14 protein-coding genes are annotated in these 16576 nt (G+C 70.1%); 4 read left to right on the top strand and 10 right to left on the bottom strand.

The features are described from left to right. Window positions 1–66 precede the first annotated feature (66 nt). The 3 genes from ABZ876_RS07325 to coxB are packed head-to-tail and all read right to left on the bottom strand — an operon-like array spanning window position 67 to window position 3154. Window positions 67–465 carry a cytochrome c oxidase subunit 4 gene (locus tag ABZ876_RS07325; RefSeq protein ID WP_361775698.1) on the bottom strand — a complete coding sequence of 133 codons (399 nt, stop codon included), beginning with the start codon at window positions 463–465 and terminating at the stop codon, window positions 67–69. Beyond that, complete coding sequence (gene ctaD / locus ABZ876_RS07320; RefSeq protein WP_361775695.1) at window positions 462–2198, bottom strand: cytochrome c oxidase subunit I; 1737 nt, start codon at window positions 2196–2198, stop codon at window positions 462–464. The genes ABZ876_RS07325 and ctaD overlap by 4 nt, the downstream gene beginning before the upstream one ends. After that, the gene (coxB, locus tag ABZ876_RS07315) at window positions 2195–3154 is read right to left on the bottom strand and encodes a cytochrome c oxidase subunit II (RefSeq protein WP_361775693.1); all 960 of its coding nucleotides are present in this window, start codon (window positions 3152–3154) and stop codon (window positions 2195–2197) included. The genes ctaD and coxB overlap by 4 nt, the downstream gene beginning before the upstream one ends. A 278-nt stretch (window positions 3155–3432) precedes the next feature. Here coxB and ABZ876_RS07310 point away from each other — a divergent pair, with 278 nt between their 5' ends. Next, entirely contained in the window at window positions 3433–4809 is a 1377-nt protein-coding gene (locus tag ABZ876_RS07310; protein WP_361775690.1) for an aminotransferase class V-fold PLP-dependent enzyme, read from the top strand. 35 nt (window positions 4810–4844) lie between these two features. Here ABZ876_RS07310 and ABZ876_RS07305 read toward each other — a convergent pair whose 3' ends face one another. Then, window positions 4845–5819: a carbohydrate kinase family protein gene (locus tag ABZ876_RS07305; RefSeq protein WP_361775687.1), complete on the bottom strand. Its 975-nt coding sequence runs from the start codon at window positions 5817–5819 to the stop codon at window positions 4845–4847. A 134-nt stretch (window positions 5820–5953) separates the two neighbouring features. Between ABZ876_RS07305 and ABZ876_RS07300 the strand changes: the two genes are divergently transcribed. Both ABZ876_RS07300 and ABZ876_RS07295 read left to right on the top strand, forming a co-directional pair. After that, complete coding sequence (locus tag ABZ876_RS07300) at window positions 5954–6163, top strand: hypothetical protein (protein ID WP_361775684.1); 210 nt, start codon at window positions 5954–5956, stop codon at window positions 6161–6163. A 219-nt stretch (window positions 6164–6382) separates the two neighbouring features. Continuing rightward, on the top strand, window positions 6383–7939 hold the full coding sequence (locus ABZ876_RS07295) for a hypothetical protein (RefSeq protein ID WP_361775681.1): 1557 nt from the start codon (window positions 6383–6385) through the stop codon (window positions 7937–7939). Window positions 7940–8029: 90 nt separating this feature from the next. Here ABZ876_RS07295 and ABZ876_RS07290 read toward each other — a convergent pair whose 3' ends face one another. Continuing rightward, window positions 8030–8386, bottom strand: a complete 357-nt coding sequence (locus ABZ876_RS07290; RefSeq protein ID WP_055491910.1) for an iron-sulfur cluster assembly accessory protein — start codon at window positions 8384–8386, stop codon at window positions 8030–8032. A gap of 348 nt (window positions 8387–8734) precedes the next feature. Here ABZ876_RS07290 and nadA point away from each other — a divergent pair, with 348 nt between their 5' ends. Further along, on the top strand, window positions 8735–9919 hold the full coding sequence (gene nadA, locus ABZ876_RS07285; RefSeq protein ID WP_361775678.1) for a quinolinate synthase NadA: 1185 nt from the start codon (window positions 8735–8737) through the stop codon (window positions 9917–9919). Window positions 9920–10076: 157 nt separating this feature from the next. Here nadA and ABZ876_RS07280 read toward each other — a convergent pair whose 3' ends face one another. The 5 genes from ABZ876_RS07280 to ABZ876_RS07260 form a co-directional block, all read right to left on the bottom strand. Further along, on the bottom strand, window positions 10077–13184 hold the full coding sequence (locus ABZ876_RS07280; protein ID WP_361775675.1) for an efflux RND transporter permease subunit: 3108 nt from the start codon (window positions 13182–13184) through the stop codon (window positions 10077–10079). A 233-nt stretch (window positions 13185–13417) separates the two neighbouring features. Further along, the gene (locus ABZ876_RS07275; protein ID WP_361775672.1) at window positions 13418–14092 is read right to left on the bottom strand and encodes a response regulator transcription factor; all 675 of its coding nucleotides are present in this window, start codon (window positions 14090–14092) and stop codon (window positions 13418–13420) included. Window positions 14093–14114: 22 nt separating this feature from the next. Further along, window positions 14115–15401: a histidine kinase gene (locus ABZ876_RS07270; protein ID WP_361775669.1), complete on the bottom strand. Its 1287-nt coding sequence runs from the start codon at window positions 15399–15401 to the stop codon at window positions 14115–14117. Between the two features lie 21 nt (window positions 15402–15422). Next, the gene (locus ABZ876_RS07265; protein ID WP_361775666.1) at window positions 15423–15701 is read right to left on the bottom strand and encodes a hypothetical protein; all 279 of its coding nucleotides are present in this window, start codon (window positions 15699–15701) and stop codon (window positions 15423–15425) included. Between the two features lie 48 nt (window positions 15702–15749). Next, window positions 15750–16547 (bottom strand): PspA/IM30 family protein, encoded by a 798-nt coding sequence (locus ABZ876_RS07260; protein WP_361775663.1) that lies wholly within the window; start codon window positions 16545–16547, stop codon window positions 15750–15752. Between the last annotated feature and the right edge of the window lie 29 nt (window positions 16548–16576).

The raw sequence follows: 16576 nt of genomic DNA, 5'->3' as shown, positions 1-16576 counted from the left end.
GAGTGGCAAAAGAGGGAGCCCGGACACTTGGAGAGAGTGTCCGGGCTCCCGTGCGCTTCGCGCGTGTTACTGGGTGCGGTTCTCGCCGCGGTAGTACTCGAAGACCCAGCCCCACAGGCCCACCAGGATCAGCGGGGCGGAGAAGTACATCAGCCACCAGCCGACCGCGATGGACAGGAAGGCGAGCGCGCCACCGACACCGAGGGCGAGCGGCTGCCAGCTGTGCGGGCTGAAGAAACCGAGCTCACCGGCGTCGTCCGCGACGTCGGCCTCCTTGTTGTCCTGGGCGCCCGCGTCGACCCGCCGGGCCGTGAAGGCCAGGTAGTAGCCGATCATCACGCTCAGGCCGAAGGACAGGAACAGCGCGGTGGTACCGGCGGGCTCCTTCGACCACAGGCCGTAGACCACGGCCATGATCAGCAGGAAGACGGCCAGCCAGAGGAACATCTTGCCCTGGATTTTCACTTGCCGGCCTCCTTGCCACCAGCGACGGCCTTGCTTCCGGCACCCGCGTGCTCGAGCTGCTCGAGCGCGGTGATCTCCGGGTGGTGCAGGTCGAAGGCGGGGGATTCGGAGCGGATCCGCGGCAGCGTGAGGAAGTTGTGCCGCGGCGGCGGGCAGGACGTCGCCCACTCGAGCGAACGGCCGTAGCCCCACGGGTCGTCCACGCCGACCGGCTTGCCGTACTTCGCCGTCTTCCACACGTTGTAGAGGAACGGCAGTATCGACAGGCCGAGCAGGAACGAGCAGATCGTCGAGACCGTGTTCAGGGCGGTGAAGCCGTCGGCGGCGAGGTAGTCCGCGTAGCGGCGCGGCATGCCCTCGGCGCCCAGCCAGTGCTGCACCAGGAACGTGCCGTGGAAGCCGACGAACAGCGTCCAGAAGGTGATCTTGCCGAGGCGCTCGTCGAGCATCTTGCCCGTCATCTTCGGCCACCAGAAGTGGAAGCCGGCGAACATGGCGAAGACGACCGTACCGAAGACCACGTAGTGGAAGTGCGCCACCACGAAGTACGAGTCCGAGATGTGGAAGTCCATCGGCGGCGAGGCCAGGATGACACCGGTCAGACCGCCGAACGTGAAGGTGATCAGGAAGCCGGTCGCCCAGAGCATCGGAGTCTCGAAGGACAGCGAGCCCTTCCACATCGTTCCGATCCAGTTGAAGAACTTCACGCCGGTCGGGACGGCGATGAGGAACGTCATGAAGGAGAAGAACGGGAGCAGCACGCCACCGGTGACGTACATGTGGTGCGCCCACACCGTCACGGACAGGCCGGCGATGGCGATGGTCGCGCCGACCAGGCCCATGTAACCGAACATCGGCTTACGGCTGAAGACCGGGATGACCTCGGAGATGATGCCGAAGAACGGCAGCGCGATGATGTACACCTCCGGATGGCCGAAGAACCAGAAGAGGTGTTGCCACAGCAGGGCACCGCCGTTGGCCGCGTCGAAGACATGCGCACCGAACTTGCGGTCCGCCTCCAGGGCGAACAGCGCGGCCGCGAGGACCGGGAAGGCCAGCAGGACGAGCACCGCGGTCAGCAGCACGTTCCACACGAAGATCGGCATGCGGAACATGGTCATGCCGGGCGCGCGCATACAGATGATCGTGGTGATGAAGTTGACCGCGCCGAGGATGGTGCCGAAGCCGGAGAAGGCCAGACCCATGATCCACATGTCGGCGCCGATGCCCGGCGAACGCACCGCGTCCGACAGCGGGCTGTAGGCGAACCAGCCGAAGTCGGCCGCGCCCTGCGGGGTGAGGAAGCCGCCGACCGCGATGGTCGAGCCGAACAGGTAGAGCCAGTAGGCGAACATGTTCAGCCGCGGGAACGCCACGTCGGGCGCGCCGATCTGCAGCGGCATGATCCAGTTCGTGAAACCGGCGAACAGCGGCGTCGCGAACATCAGCAGCATGATCGTGCCGTGCATCGTGAACGCCTGGTTGAACTGCTCGTTCGACATGATCTGCAGACCCGGCCGGGCGAGCTCGGCGCGCATGAGGAGCGCCATGACGCCGCCGATGCAGAAGAACGCGAACGACGTGACCAGATACAGCGTGCCGATCGTCTTGTGGTCGGTGGTGGTCAGCCACTTGACGACGACATTGCCGGGATTCTTGCGCCTGACCGGCAGCTCGTTCTCATATGAGCCAGCGGCTGCGGCGGCACCCTGGGGTTCGTTGAGGATGCTCACAGCTTGTTCGTCTCCCGGTTCTTCTCGTGGCTCGTCTGCGCGATGCCCGCGGGGATGTAACCGGTCTGCCCCTTCTTCGCCAGGTCCTTGAGGTGCTGCTCGTAGCGCTCGGGCGAGACGACCTTCACGTTGAACAGCATTCGGGAGTGGTCGACGCCGCAGAGCTCGGCGCACTTGCCGCGGAAGGTGCCCTCCATGGTGGGGGTCACCTGGAAGGCGTTGGTGTGGCCCGGAATGACGTCCTGCTTCATCAGGAACGGCAGCACCCAGAAGGAGTGGATGACGTCGCGCGAGGTGAGGACGAAGCGGACCGTCTTGCCCTTGGGGAGCCAGAGGGTCGGACCGGGGTTGTTGTTCTGCGGGTTCCGCGTGCCCGGCGTGCCGAAGTCGTAGACGCCACCGGCGTTCGCCGGGAAGTCGTTCTTGTACCGGTCCGGAATCGCGGTCAGGTTCGGATCGGTCTTGGCGTCACCGGTCACCCCGCTGACGGGGGTGACGTAGTTGAAGCCCCAGCTCCACTGGTAGCCGACGACGTTGATGGTGACGTCGGGCTTCTTGTCGAGGCTGAGGAGCTTCGACTCGTCGCGGGCGGTGAAGTAGAAGAGCACCGAGACGATGATGAGCGGGACCACCGTGTACAGCGCCTCGATCGGCATGTTGTACCGGGTCTGCGGAGGAACCTCGACCTTGGTGCGGCTGCGCCGGTGGAACATGGCGCTCCACAGGATCAGGCCCCACACCAGCACGCCGACGGCGAGCGCGGCAGCCCATGAGCCCTGCCACAGGGAGAGGATCCGCGGAGCCTCTTCCGTGGTCGGGGTGGGCATACCAAGGCGGGGGAAGTCCTTGTATGTGCAACCGGTAGCGGTCGCCAGGACCAGGCCCGCGGTCAGTGCCTGCAGCAGCTTCCGCCGCATCGGGCGCCGCGGCGAGCGGTCGGAGCCGTTGGGACTCACGTAGCGCCTTCCCGAGAGTCTCGCCCGCGCGGTTGGCTGCGGCCTTCTCGCTGGTCGGTCGCCGTCCTGCGTCGGGCAGGGTTTGATGTTTATGCGGACCAAACCCTACTGGACGCTATTTGGGGCCGCGCGGGGAGGGTGCCCAACGCGCCGCCGGTCACCCCGAAGGGAGGGAATGCCCGGTTGTGACCCCCTCCTGACGGGTTCTTCGGCCGCTCCCGAGGGGCCCTTCGGCCGCTGCGAGGGACCGCACGTTTCGCAGGAGTTAGCGTTGCGGTGTGTCCTACTTCGACGCCGCTTCCGCCGCTCCCCTGCATCCCGTCGCCCGTCAGGCCCTGCTGGCCTCCGTCGACGAGGGGTGGGCCGACCCCGCCCGGCTGTACCGCGAGGGACGGCGGGCCCGGATGCTGCTGGACGCCGCGCGCGAGGCGGCCTCGGAGGCGGTGGGCTGCCGCCCGGACGAGCTGGTGTTCACCCCCTCGGGCACGCGGGCGGTGCACTCCGGGATCGAGGGGGCGCTGGCCGGCCGTCGCCGGGTCGGACGTCACCTGATCGTGTCCGCGGTCGAACACTCCTCTGTCCTTCATTCGGCGGAGGAGTTCGAGGCCGACGGGGGAACGGTGACCCGGGTGCCGGTCTCCCGGGCGGGCATGGCCGGTGCGGAGGCGTACGGAGCGGCGTTGCGCCCGGACACCGCGCTGGCCTGCCTCCAGTCCGCCAACCACGAGGTGGGCACGGTGCAGCCGGTGGCCGAGGTGGCCGCCGTGTGCCGTGCGGCCGGGGTGCCGCTGCTGGTGGACGCGGCGCAGTCACTGGGCTGGGGCCCGGTGGAGGGCGACTGGTCGCTGCTGACGGCGAGTGCGCACAAATGGGGTGGGCCCTCAGGTGTCGGGCTTCTCGTCGTACGGAAAGGCGTGCGGTTCGCGCCCCAAGGGCCCGTGGACGAGCGGGAGTCGGGGCGCGCGGCCGGATTCGAGAACATCCCGGCGATCGTGGCGGCCGCGGCCTCGCTGCGCGCGGTGCGGGCGGAGGCGGCCGAGGAGGCGGCCCGGCTGCGGGAGCTGACGCAGCGGATCCGGGCGCGGGTGCCGGAGCTGGTCCCCGATGTGGAGGTGGTGGGCGACCCGGTTCGGCGGCTGCCCGGGATCGTCACCTTCTCCTGTCTCTACGTCGACGGGGAGACGGTGCTGCACGAGCTGGACCGTGCGGGCTTCTCCGTCTCCTCGGGTTCGTCCTGTACGAGCAGCACACTGACCCCGAGCCATGTCCTGAAGGCGATGGGGGTGCTGAGCGAGGGCAACGTCCGGGTGTCGCTGCCGCCGGGGACGCCGGCCGAGGAAGTCGACCGGTTCCTTTCGGTGCTGCCGGGCGTGGTGGCGGAGGTGCGCGAGAAGCTCGGCGCGCCGGATCCGCGGACGGCCGCGCACGAGGACGCCCTCCTCGTCGACGCCCTCGGCAAGCGGTGCCCGATCCCGGTGATCGAGCTGGCGAAGGTCATCGGGGACGTCCCGGTGGGCGGCACGGTCCGTGTCCTCTCGGACGACGAGGCCGCCCGCCTCGACATCCCGGCGTGGTGCGAGATGCGGGGACAGCAGTACATCGGGGAGGAGCCGGCGGAGCAGGGCTCCGCCTATCTGGTCCGCCGGCTCTCCTAGGCCGCGCGCACGCCCCCGGGGGGCGTGGCCCGCGGTCAGGCCAGGTGCTCCTGGACGTCGGCGGCGGCCTCGTCGCCGTACGCCTTGGTGAAGCGGTCCATGAAGTGGGCCCGCCGCAGCTGGTACTCCTGAGTGCCCAGGGTCTCGATGACCAGGGTCGCGAGCATGCAGCCGACCTGGGCCGCGCGCTCCAGCGGAACGTCCCAGGCCAGGCCCGACAGGAAGCCCGCGCGGAAGGCGTCGCCGACGCCCGTCGGGTCGACCTTGGCCGTCTCCTCGGGCACGCCGACCTCGATCGGGTCGTCGCCGGACCGCTCGATGCGCACGCCCCGTGAGCCGAGCGTGGTCACCCGGTGGCCCACCCGGGCCAGGATCTCGGCGTCGGTCCAGCCCGTCTTGTTCTCGATGAGCCCCTTCTCGTACTCGTTGGAGAAGAGGTAGGTCGCCCCGTCCAGCAGTATCCGGATCTCGTCGCCGTCCATCCGTGCGATCTGCTGGGAGAAGTCCGCGGCGAAGGGGATGTCCCGGGAGCGGCACTCCTCGGTGTGGCGCAGCATCGCCTCAGGGTCGTCGGCGCCGATCAGCACCAGGTCGAGGCCGCCGACCCGGTCGGCGACCGTCTTGAGTTCGATGAGCCGGGCCTCGCTCATGGCGCCGGTGTAGAAGGAGCCGATCTGGTTGTGGTCGGCGTCGGTGGTGCAGACGAAGCGGGCCGTGTGCTGGGTGTCGGAGATCCGGACGGAGGCCGTGTCCACTCCGTGCCGGTCCAGCCACGCCCGGTACTCGTCGAAGTCCGAGCCGGCCGCGCCGACCAGGACCGGCCGGGTGCCGAGCTGTCCCATGCCGAAGGCGATGTTCGCGCCCACCCCGCCCCGGCGTACGTCGAGGCGGTCGACCAGGAAGGAGAGCGAGACCGTGTGCAACTGGTCCACGACGAACTGATCGGCGAAACGACCGGGGAAGGTCATGAGGTGGTCGGTGGCGATGGAGCCGGTGACTGCGATACGCACGGCGAGGACACGCTCCTGTGGAGGAGGGGGATTGACAGTTCACGCTACCCGGTCGACCTGGTCCAACGAAGCAGGAGAAACTACCCGATAGTAGATCTTTCTTCGTCGGCTCGAGCGGGCCTACGGTTTCCGCTATGACGAACCTCGAGTTCCACAAGACCGGCCCGCTCGACCCGGACGGAGAACTGGCGGCGCTGCGCGGCGACTGCGCCCGGATGGTCCCGCACTGGGCCGCGCCCGAGAAGAGCGCCTCCCGGCCGGTCTCCCCGTCCCTGATCCACGGCGTGCGGGTGCCGCCCGCCTCGGCGCGCCTGCTCGACGCGATGTCCGACTACGGGGACTGACCGGCCGCCCCCTGAGCACCGGCCCGGCGCCCTGAGGAGACCGGCGTCGAGGAGACCGGCGCCCTGAGGAGACCGGCGCGCCCACGAGGGAACCGTGCGCTCCCCCATTGCGTCCCATTGCCGTCCCCCGTGGTGGGGAGGCGGGATACGACCCCTGTGTGCTTCTTTCCGGTACGGCGGGGCCTTCCGGGACAGCAGTGGAGCCGAAGGAGCGATGCGGTGAGCACCGAGCAACCCGACGACACGAGCGGCGCACCCGAGGTCACCGAGGACACGGGCGGTACCGCGCCACGGCGGCGGTCCCCCGCGGTGGTCGCCTCGGTCGCGGCCGCGGTTCTGCTCGTCGGCGGGGGCGGGGCCTTCCTCGCCGCGAGGGCGTCCGGCGGACCGGGCGGCTCCCCTTCGCCGGGCGGCGACGGCACTCCCCCGGCGCTGGCCCTCGACGGGGCCGGCGAGGGCACGACCTCCGGGATCGCGGTGGGCGAGCCCAACCCCTACGGCACCACGTACACCGTGCGGGGCACGCTCCCCGACGGCCCGAAGTCCGCACCGGTGTACTGGGCGAAGGGCCGGGTGACGCGGCAGGAGGTGGCCCGGCTCGCCGGGGCCCTGGACCTGAGCGGCACGCCGAGGCTCGTCGGCGACACCTGGCAGGTGGGGGCGGTGAAGGACGGCTCGGAGCCGAATCTGCGGGTCAACAGGGACGCGCCGGGCACATGGACGTTCAGCTCCTATGTGCCGGGCACCGACAACTGCCCCCGGGGCAAGATGTGCCGGCCCGCCGGGTCCGGGATGCAGGGGGCGCGGCCGGGCCCGGTGAGCGAGGAGGCGGCGAAGCGGGCGGCCGCTCCCGTGCTCAAGGCGGTCGGCCAGGACCACGCGAAGCTGGACGCGTCCCAGCTGATGGACCGGGTACGGGTGGTGAACGCCGAACCGGAGGTGGGCGGGCTGCCGACACACGGCTGGACGACCGGACTGCGGATCGGCTCCGAGGGCAAGGTCATCGGCGGCAGCGGCAATCTGGTGGCACCGGTCAAGGGCGCCACCTATCCCGTGCTCGGCGCGAGGAAGACGCTGGACCTGATGAACGGCGCACCGTCGTCGTACGGCCGCAAGGGCATCGGCGGCTGCCCCGGTCCCGTACCGGTCAAGGACCGGGACGAGACGCCGTGCAGGGCGGGGGCGTCCACGCCGCAGCGGGCGTCGGTCTCCGTGACGGGTGCGGTGTTCGGACTGGCCGTGCACGCGTCGGGCGGGAAAGCGGTACTGGTGCCGTCGTGGCTGTTCGAGGTACGGGGAACGGGGGCTTCGGGGAACGGCGCTCGCTTCACGGTGACGCATCCCGCGGTCGAACCGCGGTATCTGGCCGCACCGCGGCCGCCGGGGCAGCCCAGCGGGACGCCGGTCCCGCGGACGAGCCCGTCGACGAGCGGGCCGGGAGGCCGGCCCTCGCCCACGCACCGTGAGGTGAAGGTGCTGGGCTATAGGGCCGACGGCCAGGACCTCACCATCGCCTACGAGGGCGGGGTGTGCGCCGACTACGCGGCGTCCGTACACGAGGACTCCGACCGGGTGACGGTGACCGTGACGGAGACGCCCTGGCAGGGCAGGTTCTGCGCCATGATCGCCAAGGTGTACCACGAGACGCTGCGCCTCAAGGCGCCGCTCGGGGACCGCCGGGTGGTGGATTCGGACGGCAGGCCGATCCCCGAGGAGACGGCGAAGACACTGCCCGGGGCGTCCTCGGGCGGGGCGGGGTCGACGCCTGGACGGTGACGACGGTTCCGTGGCAGCACGAAGGCGGCGTCCCCGTCGGAGGGGGACGCCGCCTTCGTGTACAGCGGGACCACCGGTGGTGGTGCCGGCTCAGCTGAAGGAGTCGCCGCAGGCGCAGGAACCCGTCGCGTTCGGGTTGTCGATGGTGAAGCCCTGCTTCTCGATCGTGTCGACGAAGTCGATGGTGGCGCCGCCCAGGTACGGGGCGCTCATGCGGTCGGTGACGACCTTGACCCCGCCGAAGTCCTTCTCCACGTCGCCGTCGAGCGAGCGCTCGTCGAAGAAGAGCTGATAGCGCAGGCCGGAGCAGCCGCCGGGCTGAACGGCGACGCGCAGCGCCAGGTCGTCACGGCCTTCCTGGTCGAGCAGGGCCTTGACCTTGGCCGCAGCGGCGTCGGTCAGGATGATGCCGTCGGTGACGGTGGTGGTCTCGTCCTGTACGGACATCTACATCTCTCCCGGGTTGTACGGAGACTGCTTGCCGACGGGTGCAACCGGCATGGCCGCGGATTCATTCCGGGCCGAGCGCGTTTCTTTTCGCTTCCCCCCTTCATGCTCGCACATGCGCCGGAACGCGGACAGCGGCCTGTGGACGACCCGGGTGACACCGCCGGGCCCCCGGGGGATGGCCGGGGCACCGGACCGGGATTCACGTCACATCGACACTATGGCCATCGTCAAACTGACGTGAAGCAGTTATGATAGATAGCGTCAATTCGACGAAAAGGCTTTGTCCCGCATGTCCCGCCGCCCCGCTTCCGGGCGGCGAGCCGCAGAACAGAAAGGGTGCGTGTCGTGACCACCGCCCAGACCCAGGAGCTCGACGTACAGCCGACGCCCCTCGCCCTCCTTCTGCTCGGCCGTGAGGCCGACCCGAAGAGCGAACGCGGCGTCGAGTGTCCCGGCGACCTGCCCTCCCCGTCCGACCCTGACCTGGTCGAGCGCGCCCGCGCGGCCAAGGAGAAGCTCGGGAACAAGGTCTTCGTGCTCGGCCACCACTACCAGCGCGACGAGGTCATCCAATTCGCCGACGTCACGGGCGACTCCTTCAAGCTGGCCCGGGACGCGGCGGCCCGCCCGGAGGCCGAGTACATCGTGTTCTGCGGTGTGCACTTCATGGCGGAGTCGGCGGACATCCTGACGTCCGACCACCAGAAGGTGGTCCTGCCGGACCTGGCGGCCGGCTGCTCCATGGCCGACATGGCGACCGCCGAACAGGTCGCCGAGTGCTGGGACGTGCTGACCGAGGCGGGGATCGCCGAGCAGGTCGTACCGGTCTCGTACATGAACTCCTCCGCGGACATCAAGGCGTTCACGGGCAAGCACGGCGGCACGATCTGCACCTCGTCGAACGCCGAGCGGGCCCTGGAGTGGGCGTTCCAGCAGGGTGAGAAGGTCCTGTTCCTGCCGGACCAGCACCTGGGCCGCAACACCGCGGTGCGGGACATGGGCATGTCGCTGGACGACTGCGTGGTCTACAACCCGCACAAGCCGAACGGCGGGCTGACCGCCGAGGAGCTGCGCGCCGCGAAGATGATCCTGTGGCGGGGGCACTGCTCGGTGCACGGCCGCTTCAGCCTCGACTCGGTGAACGACGTGCGGGAGCGGATCCCCGGTGTGAACGTGCTGGTGCACCCGGAGTGCAAGCACGAGGTCGTCGCCGCCGCGGACTACGTGGGCTCGACCGAGTACATCATCAAGGCGCTTCAGGCCGCCCCGGCGGGCTCCAAGTGGGCCATCGGCACGGAGCTGAACCTCGTACGGCGGCTGGCGAACCGGTTCGCGCCGGAGGGCAAGGAGATCGTCTTCCTCGACAAGACGGTGTGCTTCTGCTCGACGATGAACCGCATCGACCTGCCACACCTGGTGTGGGCGCTGGAGTCGCTGGCCGAGGGCAACCTGGTCAACCGGATCGAGGTGGACCAGGAGACGGAGGCCTTCGCGAAGCTGGCGCTGGAGCGGATGCTGGCGCTGCCGTAGGACCGCGGTCCGACTCCGTGGTCCTGCCTCTCACCACGACAAAAGGGCCCGGCCCGCACCTTCCGAACCTCGAAGTCCATCGCATCCCCTGAACTGGGGTGTTGCGACGACCACTAGAACGGAAGCTGGTGCGGGCCGGGCCCTTTTGTCATCCGTGCTACACGCCCGCGGGCTCCACGGGCTCCAGGACCGTGTCCTTGTCCCTGCTCTGCCGCTTCGCCGCCCTCTTCTTCGCCCGGCGCTCCTTGCGGAGCTCCAGCATCGCGTAGAGCGTCGGAACCAGCAGGAGCGTCAGCAGGGTCGACGTGACCAGGCCGCCGATCACCACCACGGCGAGCGGCTGGGCGATGAAGCCGCCCTCGCCGGTGATGCCCAGGGCCATCGGCAGCAGCGCGAAGATCGTCGCCAGGGCCGTCATCAGGATCGGGCGCAGCCGGTGCCGGCCGCCCTCGACCACGGCCTCGACGACGCCGAGGCCCTGCTTGCGGTACTGGTTGATCAGGTCGATCAGCACGATCGCGTTGGTCACCACGATGCCGATCAGCATCAGCATGCCGATCAGCGCCGGAACGCCCATCGGGGTGCCCGTGGCGACCAGGAGACCGATCGCGCCCGTCGCCGCGAACGGGATGGACACCAGCAGGATCAGCGGCTGGGCCAGGCTGCGGAACGTGGCGACCAGCAGCATGAACACGATCGCCACCGCGGCCAGCATCGCCAGGCCCAGGTTCTTGAACGCGTCGCTCTGGTCCTGCGAGACACCACCGATCTCCGCCTTCGCGCCCGCCGGCAGCTCCAGCGCGTTGATCTTCGACTGGAGGTCCGCGCTCACCGCGCCGGTGTTGTCACCCGTCGGACGGGCCGTGATCGTCGCCGCCCGCTGACCGTCGATCCGGGTCATCGACACCGGGCCGTCCACCAGCTTCACCGTCGCGACGTCGGCGAGCCGCACCGGGCCCAGCCGGAGGTTCCTCAGCTGCTCCAGCGTCGTCGCCGGGTTCGCCGCCCTGATGACGACGTCGCGCTCGGTGTCGTCAAGGACCGCCTTGCCGACGGTGTTGCCCCCGACGGCCTGGGCGACGGCCGCGCCCAGCGTCTGGTCGTCGAGACCGGCCGCGGCGGCACGAGAGTCGGCCCGGACCGAGATGCGCGGCACGCTCTGCGCCAGGTCGCTGGTCACGTCCGTGACGTCCTTCAGCTGGGCCACCTGGGCGCGGACCTGCTCAGACGCCTTGCGCAGCACGTCCGCGTCGGCCGCCTTCACCACCACGCTCAGGTCCTGGCTGCCGAAGCCGTCCCCGGCCGACACGGTGGTCGTGCCGATCCCGGACAGCTTCGCCAGGCCGTCCTCGATGCGGTTCTGCACGTCCTCGTACTTCGCCGAGCCGTCCAGCATCACCGTGTACGACGCCTGGTTGGTGTCGGTGCCACCGCCGAAGGCGGCCATGAACCCGGACGAGCCGACCGTCACCTGGTAGTCCTTGACGCCCTTCACCCCGGAGAGCATCTTCTCGACCTTCTTGGCCTGGTCGTCCGTCGCCGCGAGGCTCGTGCCCGGCTTCAGCTTCTGCTTGATGCTGAGGACTTCCTGCTCCCCCTGGTCGAAGAAGTTCGTCTTCAGCAGCGGCGCCATGCCGAAGGTGCCGACCAGGACCACCGCCGCGATGGCCAGGCTGGTGAGGCGGCGGCGGGTCGCGAAGCGCAGCACGGGCACGTAGAAGCGCTGAAGACGGCTCCTCGCCTCCTTCTCCTCCGCCGCGCGGCGCGCCTCGACCGCGTCCCCGGACACGCTCTTGGGCGCGCGCAGGAACCAGTACGACAGCACCGGCACGACCGTCAGGGACACCAGCAGCGAGGCGAGCAGGGCCGCCGTCACGGTCAGCGAGAACGGGCCGAACAGCTCGCCCACCATGCCGCCGACCAGGCCGATCGGCAGGAATACCGCCACGGTCGTCAGCGTGGAGGAGGTCACCGCACCGGCCACCTCGCGGACCGCGGTGAGGATCGCCGTCTGCCGCTCCTCGCCGTAGCCGAGGTGCCGCTTGATGTTCTCCAGGACCACGATGGAGTCGTCGACGACCCGGCCGATGGCGATGGTGAGCGCGCCCAGGGTGAGCATGTTCAACGACAGGTCGCGCGTCCACAGCACGATCAGGGCCAGCACGACCGAGAGCGGGATGCTCACCGCGGTGACGAGGGTCGAGCGCAGCGAGGCGAGGAAGACCAGGATCACCAGGACCGCGAAGAGCAGGCCCAGCGCGCCCTCGGTGGTCAGGCCGTGGATGGACTTCGACACCGCCGGGCCCTGGTCGCCGACCACGGTGATCCTGGCTCCGGAGCCGAGGTCCTTGCGCAGGCCGGGCAGCTTGTCCTTGACGGCGTCGGAGATGGCGACCGCGCTGCCGCCGTGGTCCATGGTGATGTTCACGGCGAGGCTGGGCCTGCCGTCGGTGCGGGTGAGGGAGTCGGCCTTGGACTGCTCCTGCCGGACTGTGGCGACGTCACCGAGGCGTACGGGCTTCTTCCCGGCCCCCGGCGTGACCCTCAGGTCCTCGATCTGCCCGAGCGAGGTGAAGCCGCCGCCGACCTGGACCGTGCGGTTGCCGCCGTTCTCGTCGAAGGAGCCCGCCGGGACCGTCGCGCCACCCGCCTGGAGCGCCTGGCCGAGGGCGGCCGGGGTGAGTCCGGCCCGGGCGAGCTTCGCGTCGTCGGGCGAGACGGTGACCTGGAGTTCGCGCACACCGGCCACGGTGACCTGGCCGACGCCGTCGATGCCCTTCAGGGCGGGCACCACCGTCTTGTCGAGCTGGTCGGACAGGGCCTGCTGGTCCTTGCCGGAGGTGACCGCAAGGACCACGGCCGGGATGTCGTCCGTCGAACCGGCGATGACCTGGGGGTCGACCGAGTCCGGCAGCCGGGTCCGGCCCACGGCCTGCTGGACGTCGGCGACCAGCTGCTTGGTGTTGTTGCCGTAGTCGAAGGACGCCCTGATGACGGCGTTGCCCTCGCTCGCCGTGGAGGTGACGCCCTTGAGGCCGTCCACCGCCTTCAGGCTGTTCTCGAGGGGCTCGACGACCTGCTTCTCGACCACGTCGGGAGACGCACCCCGGTACGGCGCCAGGACGGAGATTATGGGCAGGTTGATGGTGGGCAGCAGTTGTTGTTTGAGCTGGGGTATGGCGATCGCCCCGAAGACGAGCGCGACGATCGACATCAGCGCTATCAGGGCCCGTTGCGCGAGGCTGAAGCGTGACAGCCAGGACATGGGTCGGCGTCTCTCTCTGTGGCTGAGCGGAGGGTCCGGGGCGCGGTGAGCGCCCGCCCTTACACCTTGAGGCATGGGCCGGCGCCGTTCCGTCGCCCCGAGGTCCCGTTCCTCACAAGGCACCTACTACGGGCGCAGTACGGCCCGGTGGAGCGCACTCCACCCTTGGATGTAGCGGACCGGGCGCCGCGCTCGGGCCTCCTCGGCGCGGCGCTCGGGCCTCCTCCCGCCGGTCACTCCGCCCGCGGCCGCACCAGCCCCGACTCGTAGGCGATGACGACGAGTTGGGCCCGGTCGCGGGCACCGAGCTTGGCCATGGCCCGGTTGACGTGTGTCTTCACCGTGAGCGGGCTGACCTCCAGCCGTTCGGCGATCTCGTCGTTGGAGTGGCCGCCGGCGACCTGGACGAGCACCTCGCGTTCCCGGACGGTCAGGGTGCCGAGCCGGTCGGAGCGGGCCGGGTCGCGCTCGTCGTCGCCCTGGGCCAGGAACCGGGCGATCAGCCCCTTGGTGGCGGCGGGGGACAGCAGCGCCTCGCCGCCCGCCGCGACCCGGATGGCGCTCAGCAGTTCCTCGGGTTCGGAGCCCTTGCCGAGGAAGCCGGACGCCCCGGCGCGCAGCGACTGCACTACGTAGTCGTCGACCTCGAAGGTGGTCAGTATGACCACCCGGACCTGGGCGAGAGCGGGATCGGCGCTGATCAGACGGGTCGCGGCGAGACCGTCCGTGCCGGGCATCCGGATGTCCATGAGGACCACGTCGGCGTGCCGCTCCGCGGCCAGCCGGACCGCCTCCGCACCGTCGGACGCCTCGCCGACCACCTCCATGTCCGGCTCCGAGTCGACGAGGACCCGAAAGGCGCTTCGCAGCAGCGCCTGGTCGTCGGCGAGCAGGACACGGATGGTCATACGGGCCCTCCCTGGGCGGCGGTCACACGTTCTCCCCGGCTGCCGTCGTCGTGTGCGTCTTGAGCGGCAGGATCGCATGGACCCGGAAGCCGCCTCCGTAGCGGGGACCGGTGGTGAGGGCGCCGCCGAGGGCGGTGACGCGCTCCCGCATGCCCAGCAGTCCGTGCCCGCCGCGCCCGGGATGCCCGCCGCGTCCGTCGTGTCGGGCGTCTTGGCCGCGTCCGGTGTATCCGTCGTCGCCTTCGTGCCAGGCGTCCTCGCCCGCACCGTCGTCGAGGACCGTGATCTCCACACGGGGCCCCACTCTCACCACGCTGACCTCGGCCTTCGCCGTCCGGCCCGCGTGCTTCTGCACATTGGTCAGGGCCTCCTGGATCACGCGGTACGCGACCAGGTCGACGGCCGCGGGCAAGGTGGTGCCGTGGTCGGCGCGGGCGACCTCCACAGGGAGGCCGGCGTTGCGGAAGGTGTCGGCGAGCTCGTCGAGACGGGCGAGGCCGGGGGCGGGCTCGGTGGGTGCCTCGGGGTCGCCGGACTGCCGCAGCAGACCGACGGTCGCGCGCAGTTCGTTGAGCGCGGAGCGGCTGGCCTCGCGGACGTGGGCGAGGGCCTCCTTCGCCTGGTCGGGGCGCTTGTCCATGACATGCGCGGCGACCCCGGCCTGCACGTTGACCAGGGCGATGTGGTGGGCGACGACATCGTGCAGGTCCCGGGCGATGCGCAGCCGCTCCTCGGCGACCCGGCGGCGGGCCTCCTCCTCACGGGTGCGTTCCGCGCGTTCGGCGCGCTCCCTGATGGCGTGCACGAAGGCGCGGCGGCTGCGGACGGCGTCACCCGCGGCCGCGGCCATGCCCGTCCAGGCGAAGAGGCCGAGGTTCTCCTGGGTGTACCACGGAAGGGGCCCGGAGAGCATGGCGGCGCCGGTGAGCACCGTCATGGTGAGCAGGCCGACACGCCAGGTGGTGGGGCGGTCGGTGGTGGCAGCGACGGTGTAGAGGGCGACGACCGCGGACATCGCGACGGGGGCGCGCGGGTCGGCGGTGAGGAGCTCCACGAGGGAGAGCGCGCCGGTGACCGCGAGGACGGTCAAGGGCGACCGGCGGCGCAGCACGAGCGCCGCCGCGCCGAGCACCATGAGGGTGAGGCTGAGCACGGCCGGGCCGCGCGTGCTCCAGGTGGCGCCGTTTTCGCCGTGGGGGTCGACGAAGGAGCCGGCCACCATGCAGACCAGGACACCGAAGGCGAGGGCGGCGTCCAGGGCGAGGGGGTGCGCGCGGATGCGGCACCGGGTGCGTTCCAGTGTGCTCACGGGCTGTTGGTGCCGAATCCCTCAGCCCGGGATCAAGCCGTCGTCGTTCAGCATCTCGCGGACCTCCGCGAGGGTCGCCTCCGGCGACGGCAGGATCAGCTCCGACGGTTCCAGGGAGTCGTCCGGCAGCGGGGTGCCCAGACGGCGGACCGCGTCCAGGAGGGAGTTCAGGGTGCGGCGGAAGCCCTGCTCGTCGTCCCTCTGCATCTCCTGGAGCAGCTCGTCGTCCAGTTTGTTCAGTTCGGTGAAGTGGGCGTCGTCCAGCTTCACCTGCCCCTCCCCCATGATCCGTACGATCATGTGGCCCTCCTTAGGACGTGGACCCGTGGGTGACAGCGTTACCGAACGTCACTGCTTGTCGAAGCGGGGGGTGTCCTGCGGCTGGGACTGGGACTGCCCCTGGCCCGTGCCGCCTTCCAGCGCCTGCCGCTGGTCGGCCGACCCGCCGGCCAGCTCCGCCTTCATGCGCTGAAGCTCCAGCTCCACGTCCGTACCGCCGGAGAGCCGGTCCAGCTCGGCCTGGATGTCGTCCTTGGCCATGCCGGAGGGGTCGTCCAGGGCGCCGGAGGCCAGCAGTTCGTCGATCGCGCCGGCACGGGCCTGGAGCTGTGCCGTCTTGTCCTCGGCGCGCTGGATCGCCAGGCCGACGTCGCCCATCTCCTCGGAGATACCCGAGAACGCCTCGCCGATCCGGGTCTGCGCCTGGGCCGCCGTGTAGGTCGCCTTGATGGTCTCCTTCTTGGTGCGGAAGGCGTCCACCTTCGCCTGGAGGCGCTGGGCCGCCAGCGTCAGCTTCTCCTCCTCGCCCTGAAGGGTCTGGTGCTGGGTCTCCAGGTCCGTCACCTGCTGCTGGAGCGCGGCGCGCCGGGACAGAGCCTCCCGGGCCAGGTCCTCGCGGCCGAGCGCGAGCGCCTTGCGGCCCTGCTCCTCCAGCTTGGAGGACTGCTGCTGCAACTGGTTGAGCTGGAGTTCCAGGCGCTTGCGGCTGGTCGCCACGTCCGCGACTCCGCGGCGCACCTTCTGGAGCAGCTCCAGCTGCTTCTGATACGAGTAATCGAGGGTCTCGCGCGGGTCCTCGGCCCGGTCAAGGGCCTTGTTCGCCTTCGCGCGGAAGATCATCCCCATACGCTTCATGACACCGCTCATGGGCTTCGCGCGCCCCCTTCTGACGGACT

Origin of the sequence: Streptomyces sp. NPDC046931 (assembly GCF_040644655.1) — a bacterium.
GTDB lineage: Bacteria > Actinomycetota > Actinomycetes > Streptomycetales > Streptomycetaceae > Streptomyces.
This window is presented reverse-complemented; position numbering and strand designations above follow the sequence as displayed.

Coding starts and splice junctions, on each gene's coding strand:
- ABZ876_RS07300 (WP_361775684.1), top strand. CDS start 5,954: ATGACGAACCTCGAGTTCCACAAGACCGGCCCGCTCGACCCGGACGGA.
- ABZ876_RS07290 (WP_055491910.1), bottom strand. CDS start 8,386: ATGTCCGTACAGGACGAGACCACCACCGTCACCGACGGCATCATCCTG.
- ABZ876_RS07280 (WP_361775675.1), bottom strand. CDS start 13,184: ATGTCCTGGCTGTCACGCTTCAGCCTCGCGCAACGGGCCCTGATAGCG.
- ABZ876_RS07275 (WP_361775672.1), bottom strand. CDS start 14,092: ATGACCATCCGTGTCCTGCTCGCCGACGACCAGGCGCTGCTGCGAAGC.
- ABZ876_RS07265 (WP_361775666.1), bottom strand. CDS start 15,701: ATGATCGTACGGATCATGGGGGAGGGGCAGGTGAAGCTGGACGACGCC.
- ABZ876_RS07260 (WP_361775663.1), bottom strand. CDS start 16,547: ATGAGCGGTGTCATGAAGCGTATGGGGATGATCTTCCGCGCGAAGGCG.